Raw genomic sequence first — 10,388 nt, forward strand, 5'->3', positions numbered from 1 at the left:
TGTAACGGAAAGACTTTAACCCACCGTTCAGCTACTCATGCTGTCCCATTGTTCGGTCAGCAGTTGCCATTGGCCATGCAAGTTCTGCCCCCAGTAGAGGCTCAGATGATACTCACCGGCCTCGCCAAGTCGCATGTGCATCACGATTTCGGGCTGTGTCGCCCTGGCATGGCCCGTCTGGCGCGCGACAGGCATGAAACGCGCGGTCTCGCCTCTGCCTGCCCCTGGCAGGGAAGGATTGTGGAAGATGCTGATGTCACGCTTGTTCACACGACCGAGCAGCACTGGAAGCATCTGTTCGGTCGTGCTGGTCTGTTGCAGGCGTGTCTGCAGCTGTTCCGGCGAGGCATACAGATCAAGCAATGCGCGTTCATCACCTGCCTGCCAGGCACGCTGGTAGCGTTCGAACAGGGTCTGGAAGTTCATTTGCTCGCGGTGCCTGGCACTGGCCTCCTGCCACTGGACGTCATGCGTGAGCAGAACGATGGGCTCGGCCGAGGAGATGGCCGATGAGGGAGGCTGGGTCAGCAGATTCCTGTCGCCGGACAATCGTCGGTACAGGGCGTTGAAATGATCGTTGGACATGGTGACACAGCCTTCGCTGGAGCGAGGAGAGCGACTGCGCTGTCTGTGCGGTACGCCATGCAGCCAGATCCCCGAACCGGTTCGGCCAAGATGGCGATCCAGCGCATTCGGGTAGTTCAGCGTCAGGGCACCGGCTCCATACAGATCCGGCAGTGAGGCATCGGAACGATAGCCCGTTATCCGGTAGACACCCAGAGGTGTTTTGTTGTCACCTTCGAATCGCTTGTCGAAACCGGCCTTGCCACTGCCGACGTAATGTTGCTGGATCAGGGTCGGAACGCCTGCGTTGACGGCCAGATGATGCATCGAGGAATCGGCCAGATCGACCACCAGCAAGGCGGAGACTGCCTTGCCCAGCTGTATCACTTCGGTGGGCAGCTTCTCTGGCAGCGGGCCGTGGTCGGGACTGGGTCGATCATGCAGTCTGGCCCGCGCTTCCAGCAGCAGTTCCTGCAGTGGCGCGTCATGGTGGGCCGCACCGCCTGCGGCAAGTACCTGACGGTGAGCGGCGCTGGCGCCCAGTTCTGCTGCCAGCAGCTGGGCGAGTGCGGATCGGGGGAATCGTCTGGCGGCCTCTCTGGCCAGCACCCGTGCTTCTGCGATATTGCCATCACTCAGACTCTGCAGCGTGGCGGCCAGCTGTTGATCCAGTGCTTCGGCGGATTGGGTCAGCAGGTGCGGCGCTGTCCATGCCGGGGTGCACAGGCACAGGCAGGCGAGCAATGGCAGTGACTTCACAGACGGGTCTCCTGATAGATCTTCCAGCGTGTGCCGACCAGCCGCAAGAGCAACAGGCTCTGTCTGCGGCTGGCCGTTTCGATGACTACCACGGCATCGCTGGCGGTGAAACTGATCTCGCGCTGCAGGTCATCCCAACGTTCATTGGCATGCCGGCGCTTCGATTCTCTGATGGATTCTGGCGGAAAATCATCGACATAGAACTGTTCGATCCCCCGCGCCGTGTGCAGGGCCTGCCACCAGGCGAAGAGCTCGTACTCCAGCGTGCTGACCGATCGGAGCGATTGCTCGATGTCATCATGCGAGTGAGCACGTCCCTCGACTCTTGCCCTGGCATCGGCATTGAGTCGAGTCGAGTCTTGCCACTCCAGGTCGGGCGGACGCACATTGAATGGGGTGTCCAGCGCCTTGGCATAGGCCAGTGAGGCCTGGTATTCGTGGATGCTCTGCAGCAGTCGGTAAGTGTCGGCTGCACGGGGATCCTGCAGCAACGAGCGTTCCAGATGCGCCAGCGCTTCCGGCCAGCGTTCGACACTGGCAGCCAGTACGCCGCGATTATGGGCCAATTGAGGCAGGGAGGGGCAGCGTGCCTCCAGCTCAGCCAGACCGGCATCGACCGCCGGGCGATCGATGGTGGCTGCCAGAGAACCTGCTGCGGTGACGGCCGCCAGATTTCGCCGGATCTCGTTGCTGGCCAGGGATACGATGGAATCCAGTTCCACCAGACACTGCGAGTACGGCAAGGCTTCGACTGGCACATCGTCGGTCGTCGAGCCTGACTGTGCCAGCAGTTGGCAGGGCAGGATAGCAGCCAGTAGCAGTAACGATGTGAGCGGACGCAAGAGGGCGGTAATCATCGCAGTCGGGGCAGATGAAGTAGTATAACCAACCCCTTACCTCAACCCACTTTCAGGGCCAAATCCGTTGAGTAATAGAAACAGGTCAGATTCAGAGTCCGGATTCCCGTCGTGGGCCGACGATACGTTGGCGATTCGGAGCGGTTTCGAGCGTTCGCAGTACGGTGAACACAGCGAACCCATCATGGCGACGTCCAGCTATGTGTACAGCAGCGCAGCCGAGGCGGCGGCCCGGTTCAAGGGAGAGAGCAGTGGTCCGGTCTATTCGCGATTCACCAACCCTACCGTGCAGCTGTTCGAGCACCGGCTGGCGGCGCTGGAAGGTGGGGAGGCGTGTATTGGCGCAGCGTCGGGCATGGCGGCAACGGCCACCCTGTTGCTGGGTACGCTGCAACAGGGTGACGAGATCGTTGCCACGCGCAACATGTTCGGCAGCACGGTCAATCTGTTCAAGAATTTTCTGCCACGTTACGGCATTACCGTGCGCTGGGCCGACAGCCTGAACGTCAATGACTGGGCACCTCTGGTCAACGGCAAGACCAGGTTGCTCTATCTGGAAACACCCACCAATCCGCTGACCGAACTGGCCGATATCAGGGCCTTTGCCGATCTGGCGCATGCACATGATGCGCAGCTGGCCGTCGATAACTGTTTCTGCACGCCCGCGTTGCAGAAGCCGCTTGCCCTCGGTGCCGATATCGTGGTGCATTCCGCTACCAAATACCTGGATGGACAAGGCCGCTGCGTGGGCGGGGCAGTCGTGGGTTCCGCCGAACTGATCGAGACGCTGACCTCCTTCATGCGTAGTGCCGGCCCCTGCATGAGTCCTTTCAATGCCTGGGTCTTCATCAAGGGCCTGGAGACACTGAGTCTGAGAATGCAGCAGCATTGCTCGAATGCGGCTGAACTGGCCGGTTTTCTGGAGTCTCACCCGGCCATCCGCCATGTCTACTACCCGGGACTGGCTTCACACCCTGATGCCGAGCTGGCCCGGAAACAGCAGAAACTCCCCGGAGGCATTCTGTCGATGGAAGTCGATGGCGATCAGGCAGCCGCCTGGCGAATGATCGACGCCGTTAAGATCTGCTCGATCACCGGCAACCTTGGCGATGCTCGAACCACCATCACGCACCCGGCAACCACCACGCATGGCCGCATGACGGCAGAGGATCGAGAGCATGCCGGTATCGGTGAAAGTCTGATCCGTCTGGCGGTGGGGCTGGAAGATGTCGAGGACCTCAGAAACGATCTGGAACAGGCACTGAACAGGATATGAGTCAGGATTCAACGACCAGAGCAGGTCAGCTGCACACCTTGTTCAAGGCTGGCGTCGATGCCGTTGGTGGTCGGCAGGCAACCCAGCGCACCTTGCAGCAGTTTTCCCTGTCCGGGCAGGTTCATCTGGTCGCGCTGGGCAAGGCGGCGGATGCCATGGCCGCCGGTGCGCTGGCCGTGTTGGGGGACAAGCTGGTTTCCGGGCTGGTCATCACCAAACATGACCATCTGAGCCAGGCCATCCGGGAGGATGAGCGACTGGAGTGTCATGAGGCGGGACACCCGGTCCCTGACGAGGCTTCCCTGATCGCAGGCGAGCGCCTGTCCGATTATGTGGCCGCCATCCCGTCCGAGCACATGCTGGTATTTCTGGTGTCTGGCGGTACCTCGGCGCTGGTCGAACACCTGAACGATGGGCTCGATCTGACCGATCTGAAGCGGGAAACCGATCAGTTGCTGGCCAGTGGGGCTGCCATTGGCGAGATGAATCGCCACCGACGCACACTGTCACAGATCAAGGGAGGCAAACTGGCCCGGCGAGTCCGGTGCCCGGTCCTGCAACTGCTGATCAGTGATGTGCCTGGGGACAAGCCGGGCGACATCGGTTCGGGACTTCTGGTACCCGATGAAGCGACCGGCATGGGGCCTGAACTGGCGATCTGGGACACCATCGACACGCATATCATCGCCTCTTCCGGCATCGCGCAGGAAGCGGTTGCGGATGCAGCGGAATACCTGAGCTTACCGGTGCGTCAGGCAAGGGGGAGTCTGGATGGCGACATGCCGGAGGTTGTCAGCAGACTCGCTGGCGTCCTGTCCGATGAGACGCTGCAGCCTGGCGTCTATATCTGGGGCGGTGAGCCGACACTGGTACTGCCCGCCTCGCCGGGTCGTGGAGGGCGCAACCAGCATCTGGCGCTGTCGCTGGCCGAGCATCTGGTAGATGGGCCACCATGCTCGGTACTGGTCTGTGGCACTGATGGCACCGATGGTCCGACCGCCGATGCCGGCGGCCTGGTCAATGAGCAGACTTTGGCGAAAGCTCGCGACGGCGGATTGAATATCGACGACTATCTTGCCCGCGCTGATGCCGGCAGCTGTCTGGAACGGCTTGACGCACTGGTCACCACCGGTCCGACCGGCACCAATGTCATGGATCTGGCCATCGCGGTGGTGGGTGAGCGCTCGGCTGACTGATTCTATTCGCGAATCTCTACCTTGGCGGCGGCGCGCAGCTCTTCGACATGCTGTGCCAGCGCCTTGCGTACAGCCAGATTGGACAGGCCGGATTTCACGGAATCGAAATCCGGCAGAGCCGCATCACGACGATCGACCAGTTTGATCACGTGGTAGCCGAACTCTGATGCAACCGGCGCCGTGCTGGTGTCGCCCACTTCCATTTCGGCAACGGCCGCGGTGAACTCAGGCACCATCGTGGTGGCCTGGAACCAGCCCAGGTCGCCGCCGTTCTCGCCGGCAGGATCGATGGAATGCTCCTTCGCCAGCGTCTCGAAAGACGTGCCGGCAGCCAGATCGGCGATCATCTGCTGAGCGTCTTCTTCGGTTTCCAGCAGAATATGGCTGGCACGGTATTCCGCCCGGTCGACGTTTGCCGATTGAGCGTCGTATTCGGCGCGCAGTTCCTCTTCACTGAATGACATGTCGGCGCCTTGCCTGGCCAGATAGGCGTTTGCCATGGTCTGCGTGTACTGCAATTGCAGCGAGGCGGCGACTTCGGGAGTCTCGTCCAGACCCAGCTCTTCGGCGGCCTGAGTCAACACTTCAAGGTTGATCAGCTCATCGAGAATGCGGTCCTCATCGGCCTGTTGACCGCTGGCGGTGATCTGCTCCGCGACATTGCCTATCGAAAGCTCCGATATGGGGCGTCCATTGACCGTGGCCCGTGCGTCGTCGGGAATCGTGCTGTCGCTGGCATCCTGTGCATGGGCGACGCCCAGGGAAAGTGCGGCAGCCACTATCAGCGCGGGTACCGACAGTGGAGTGAAAGAGGCTTTTTCTACAGGCATGAGTAATCCGTTGAGTTCAGGTCAGATGTAGAGTAGGTCATCAATTATGAGAATGAGTTCGAACTTTCTGCAGCTTATGCAAGCACTGCACCGCATCGGCGTACAATAGCTCGGTGTTCAAGCTGTTGTCCCCACCATGAGCCAGTTTTTCGAAATTCACCCCGTGAACCCGCAGAAGCGCTTGATCGGGCAGGCAGTAAGCATTATCCGCGACGGTGGCGTTATCGTCTATCCCACCGATTCCTGCTATGCGCTGGGATGCCATGTAGGTGACAAACAGGCAATGGAGCGAATCTCACGCATTCGGCGTACCGATGCGAAACACAACTTCACCCTGGTGTGTCGGGACCTGTCCGATATCTCGACGTATGCACGTGTCGATAACGCCATGTACCGCACCCTGAAGTCCCTGACACCGGCTCCTTACACATTCATCCTGAAGGCGACCAACGAAGTACCACGCCGTTTGCAGAACCCGAAACGCAAGACCATCGGCATCAGGATCCCCGATAATGCCATTTGTCAGGCTCTGCTGGAGGAATTGGGGGAGCCGCTGATGAGCAGTACCTTGATCATGCCGGGCAAGGAGTTGCCGGAAACCGATGCCGAGGATATTCGTGATCTTCTGGAAAAACAGGTCGACCTGATCATCGATGGTGGTCATTGCGGATTCGAGCCGACATCGGTGCTGGCCATGGGAGACAACGGTGAAATCGAGGTCACGCGCAAAGGACGCGGCGACCTGAGTTTCCTCGACTGAGTGTTGGAACCGGTTCTCGATTGCGTCGGATCAAGGGTTAGTGGGGCGAACCTGAGGCATTGGGGCACGTTATAATCCCGGCAACCGGGAGCCCTTGATGCAAGCAGATCCACCGCCGACAGCGAAGTCGGACCCACCGAACGATGCCGTGGTGGACCAGACAGTAGACCAGGCAGCCGCTCAGATTGCGGCGAAGCTCGTACCCATTGCGAAGGTGCAGGGAGAACCCTTCACCCAGCTGCCGCTTGATCTGTATATCCCTCCGGATGCGCTGGAAGTGTTTCTGGAGGCATTCGAAGGCCCGCTCGATCTGTTGCTGTATCTGATCAAGCGCCAGAATCTGGATATCCTGAATATTCCCATTGCCGATATCACGGCGCAGTACATGAAGTACATCGGCGTGATGGAAACCATGCGTTTCGAACTGGCGTCGGAATACCTGCTCATGGCAGCGATGCTGGCCGAGATCAAGTCACGCATGCTGCTGCCGCGGGTGGAGGAAGATGGCGAGGATGAGGACGATCCTCGAGCCGAGCTGATCAGACGCCTGCAGGAATACGAACGTATCAAGAAAGGAGCGGTTTCACTGGATGAAATGCCGCGTCTGGAGCGCGAGCTGCATGTCTTGCAGGTTGTCACGCCAACGATACAGCGAGATGTGCCGCTGCCTGACATCACCATGAAGGAGTTGATGAAGGCGCTGTGCGATGTCGCCGACCGGGCTCATCTGACCGGCCATCACAACATCTCGAGGGAGACATTGTCCGTCAGGGCCAGGATGAGCGATATCCTGTCCGCCCTGAAAGTGGGTGAGTTCTGCGAATTCTCCACCCTGTTCAATCCCGAAGAGGGGAGATTGGGCGTAGTCGTTACGTTTCTGGCCATTCTCGAGCTCTGCAAGGAGGCGAGTATCGATATCATGCAGTCAGAGCCGTTCGCGCCAATCTACCTGAAGCCGCGCAGTGAGGCGGTAGAGCCAGTTGACACTTCGACCGGACCTGTCGAAGTGCCTGACGGTGAATCGTAGTATTCGGCCACTGCCGAAGCCCCCAACGTACCAGAGTCACGATACTTACGATGGACGCCCAACAGACGAGAAATATTCTCGAAGCCTGCCTGCTCGTTGCCGGCAAGGCGATGAATATCGGTCAGCTCGAGAGTCTGTTCGAAGCAGACCTTGACAGGCCTGATCGCAACGAGATCAGAGAGGCTCTGGCCGGCTTGCAGGCCAGCTATGAGGATCGAGGTATCGAACTGGTTGAAGTCGCATCAGGATGGCGGCTGCAGACACGTGCCAGTATGGAGCACTGGGTTGCCCGACTGTTTCAGGAGAAGAACCCGCGTTATTCCCGTGCGTTGCTGGAAACACTGGTACTGATCGCTTATCGCCAGCCGATTACCCGGGGTGAAATAGAAGAAGTCCGTGGGGTTGCCGTCAGTTCCAATATCATCAAGACGCTTCAGGAACGAGAGTGGATCAAGGAAATAGGCTACAAGGATGTGCCGGGCAAGCCTGCCTTGTGGGGAACGACGCGACAGTTTCTGGACTACTTCAATCTCAAGCGACTGGACGAGCTGCCCACTCTGGCGGAAGCGCGCAGTCTTGAAGAAATCGATTCTGCGCTGGCAGCTGCTGCCGAGGCGACGCTGGGCGATGGCGAAGCAGCCAATGACGGTGCAGTAGACGGTGCCGAGGGTGCTGAAGGTGCTGAAGGTGCTGAAAGTGCTGAAAGTGCTGAAAGTGCTGAAGGTGCTGAAGGTGCTGAAGGTGCTGAAGGTGCTGAAGGTGCCGAGAGTGCCGAGAGTGCCGAGAGTGCCGAGAGTGCCGAGAGTGCCGAGAGTGCCGAGAGTGCCGAGAGTGCCGAGGGTGCCGAGAGTGCCGAGGGTGCCGAGGGTGCTGAGGGTGCCGAGGGTGCCGAGGGTGCAGAGAGTGCCGAGAGTGTTGAGAGTGTTGAGGGTGCCGAGGGTGCCGAGGGTGCCGAGGGTGCCGAGGGTGCCGAGGGTGCCGAGGGTGCTGAGGGTGCCGAGGGTGCCGAGGGTGCAGAGAGTGCCGAGAGTGCCGAGAGTGTTGAGAGTGTTGAGAGTGTTGAGGTTACTGAAAGTGCTGAAAATGCTGAAGATAACGACAGTGGCACAAACGATCTCGCTGCATTGGCAAGCGGGCTTCCTGGCTCCGGCAATGAGGAATCACGCGCTGGATTGAGTGCGCTCGTCGATCGCTTCGTTGATAACACCAGCATCGAAATGGAGGCTGATTCCGAATCTTCAGTCGAGATCATATCCACTGATCAGCCGATTGAAGAAGGAGGCAACCAGAGTCTGCGGAAAGGCGATGATGTGCAAGGAGCAGTTGGAAGTGAACAGGAGCATCAAGAGGCGATCGATTCGCCAGCCAGTTCGAAAGAATTACCAGAGCTGCATTCCGACACACCCGTGCTGTTTTCCGCGGGCCTGTTGACGTCCGAGCAGTCCGAGCAGTCCGAGCAGTCAGAACAGTCAGAACAGTCAGAACAGTCAGAACAGTCAGAACAGTCAGAACAGTCAGAACAGTCGGAGCAGTCGGAGCAGTCGGAGCAGTCGGAGCAGTCGGAGCAGTCGGAACCTTCGGGAGAGGTTGAGCATTCTGAGGGTCTGGAAGATCAACTGGCCGCGTTGGCTCGGGGCTTGCCAGGTGCCGATTCTTCGTCGAACAAGGAGGCATTGAGCAGTCTGGTCAGCCAGTTCGTGGATGATGCCGCGGATGAGACGGCGGAAGATGGCAGCATTGTGGAAGCCGAAGCCGAAGCCGAAGCCGAAGCCGAAGCCGAAGCCGAAGCCGAAGCCGAAGCCGAAGCCGAAGCCGAAGCCGAAGCTGATGCTGAAGCTGAAGCTGAAGCTGAAGCTGATGCTGATGCTGATGCTGATGCTGATGCTGGCATTGAGCATCAGGTAGAGGAGTACGTCGAACCTGATGCCGAAGTCGCTCATGAAATCGTTTCGGCACACGATCTCCTTATCGAGGAGTGGCAACCTCCCAAGCCTCGTGCAGTCGATACCGAGAAGGCGGAGGGTGAGTCGGATGAGGCGCCAGCTGTGGGTCCGGCACCGTCCATCGATAACGTGGATACCGATGCGCAAGATGATGATTCATCAGGAGACGCGGAAACCAGGCTGAGAAAGGTCATTGACGATTTCGCCACTGAACACCGGCAGGAAGTGGAGGCGAGAAACGAGTACGAGTCTCGTACACTGAAAGCCGGCAAGACAGAGCAGCATTCGGACGCAATACCGTCTGCATCGCCGAGCCAGATCAAGAAGACGGTCGATTCTGTCACGGGCGGTACCGGTGGCATCGGTTGGCCTCGAGCTGGAAATACAAGTCTGTTCGGTCTTTCGGGTGTCGTTCACGCTGAACTGCAGTCAGAGGACCCCGAGGCTGAAAGCGCGGACGCTGAGAGGCTTTCCGGAACAGAAGAACAGTCCGTCACAACGACCGACGAACACGAAGAGAGCTCCTCGTCTGCGTCAACAAGCATTCTGGAGTCTTCCGAGGATGCAGATCAGAGGGGTGGTGAAACATCGGCATCGACTGAAGAGGAATCCGACATTCTCGAGACCCGCGATGGTTTCTCCTCTGATGTCAGTCTGGACGATAGCGGTGACAGAACTCGCGAAGAGTTCAACGGACGTGACGGCATTGATCTGGAAAAGAAGAAGCCGGATCTTCCTGACAACAGGAATCTGGACTCCTCGAACGAGGTTCCGGATAACCGGGAATCAGAGCCTTGAATAGCTAGGGAGTACGACGCAGAGCGAAGGATCGCTACCAACCAGCAGGAACAAGACGCATCAGCCATGTCGGTCGATGCGTCGGGCGATGTCGTGCCCGATGGCACGACTCTACCTGGGCCTGTCGATATCGCGCCTTTCTCTGCAAAGGGTATGGATTCAGTCCCAGTGTCTGGTTTGCAGGAAGCACCATCAGAACCTGATATGACGGAGGCGGATGAATCGAAAGAAGCAAATGAGATGACAGTCGTTCCGGACCCTCAGGAAACGCTCGAAGTACCCGAAGTACCCGAAGTACCCGAAGTACCGGAAGTACCGGAAGTACCGGAAGTACCGGAAGTACCGGAAGTACCGGAAGTACCGGAAGTACCGGAAGTA

8 protein-coding genes are annotated in these 10,388 nt (G+C 59.0%); 5 read left to right on the forward strand and 3 right to left on the reverse strand.

Annotated features, from left to right (window positions below; translation table 11 throughout):
• Positions 1 to 27: 27 nt before the first annotated feature.
• Together ACUNV4_RS03700 and ACUNV4_RS03705 are read right to left on the reverse strand one after the other, a co-directional pair.
• On the reverse strand, positions 28 to 1,323 hold the full coding sequence (locus tag ACUNV4_RS03700; protein ID WP_430877146.1) for a L,D-transpeptidase family protein: 1,296 nt from the start codon (positions 1,321 to 1,323) through the stop codon (positions 28 to 30).
• Positions 1,320 to 2,165, reverse strand: a complete 846-nt coding sequence (locus ACUNV4_RS03705; protein WP_430877147.1) for a hypothetical protein — start codon at positions 2,163 to 2,165, stop codon at positions 1,320 to 1,322. The genes ACUNV4_RS03700 and ACUNV4_RS03705 overlap by 4 nt, the downstream gene beginning before the upstream one ends.
• A gap of 82 nt (positions 2,166 to 2,247) precedes the next feature.
• Here ACUNV4_RS03705 and ACUNV4_RS03710 point away from each other — a divergent pair, with 82 nt between their 5' ends.
• Complete coding sequence (locus tag ACUNV4_RS03710; protein WP_430877148.1) at positions 2,248 to 3,456, forward strand: O-succinylhomoserine sulfhydrylase; 1,209 nt, start codon at positions 2,248 to 2,250, stop codon at positions 3,454 to 3,456.
• A complete protein-coding gene (locus tag ACUNV4_RS03715; protein ID WP_430877149.1) occupies positions 3,453 to 4,652 on the forward strand; it encodes a glycerate kinase type-2 family protein in 1,200 nt (399 codons plus the stop codon). The genes ACUNV4_RS03710 and ACUNV4_RS03715 overlap by 4 nt, the downstream gene beginning before the upstream one ends.
• A 2-nt stretch (positions 4,653 to 4,654) precedes the next feature.
• Here ACUNV4_RS03715 and ACUNV4_RS03720 read toward each other — a convergent pair whose 3' ends face one another.
• The gene (locus ACUNV4_RS03720; protein WP_430877150.1) at positions 4,655 to 5,482 is read right to left on the reverse strand and encodes a peptidylprolyl isomerase; all 828 of its coding nucleotides are present in this window, start codon (positions 5,480 to 5,482) and stop codon (positions 4,655 to 4,657) included.
• A 136-nt stretch (positions 5,483 to 5,618) separates the two neighbouring features.
• On the opposite strand from ACUNV4_RS03720, the gene ACUNV4_RS03725 reads away from it, so the two are divergent.
• From ACUNV4_RS03725 to scpB, 3 genes are all read left to right on the forward strand, one after another.
• On the forward strand, positions 5,619 to 6,242 hold the full coding sequence (locus ACUNV4_RS03725; RefSeq protein WP_430877151.1) for an L-threonylcarbamoyladenylate synthase: 624 nt from the start codon (positions 5,619 to 5,621) through the stop codon (positions 6,240 to 6,242).
• A 97-nt stretch (positions 6,243 to 6,339) separates the two neighbouring features.
• On the forward strand, positions 6,340 to 7,269 hold the full coding sequence (locus ACUNV4_RS03730) for a segregation and condensation protein A (protein WP_430877152.1): 930 nt from the start codon (positions 6,340 to 6,342) through the stop codon (positions 7,267 to 7,269).
• A gap of 50 nt (positions 7,270 to 7,319) precedes the next feature.
• The gene (gene scpB, locus ACUNV4_RS03735; RefSeq protein ID WP_430877153.1) at positions 7,320 to 10,010 is read left to right on the forward strand and encodes an SMC-Scp complex subunit ScpB; all 2,691 of its coding nucleotides are present in this window, start codon (positions 7,320 to 7,322) and stop codon (positions 10,008 to 10,010) included.
• Positions 10,011 to 10,388 lie beyond the last annotated feature (378 nt).

The organism is Granulosicoccus sp. 3-233 (assembly GCF_052681095.1).

Coding starts and splice junctions, on each gene's coding strand:
- ACUNV4_RS03715 (WP_430877149.1), top strand. CDS start 3,453: ATGAGTCAGGATTCAACGACCAGAGCAGGTCAGCTGCACACCTTGTTC.
- ACUNV4_RS03720 (WP_430877150.1), bottom strand. CDS start 5,482: ATGCCTGTAGAAAAAGCCTCTTTCACTCCACTGTCGGTACCCGCGCTG.
- ACUNV4_RS03725 (WP_430877151.1), top strand. CDS start 5,619: ATGAGCCAGTTTTTCGAAATTCACCCCGTGAACCCGCAGAAGCGCTTG.
- ACUNV4_RS03730 (WP_430877152.1), top strand. CDS start 6,340: ATGCAAGCAGATCCACCGCCGACAGCGAAGTCGGACCCACCGAACGAT.
- scpB (WP_430877153.1), top strand. CDS start 7,320: ATGGACGCCCAACAGACGAGAAATATTCTCGAAGCCTGCCTGCTCGTT.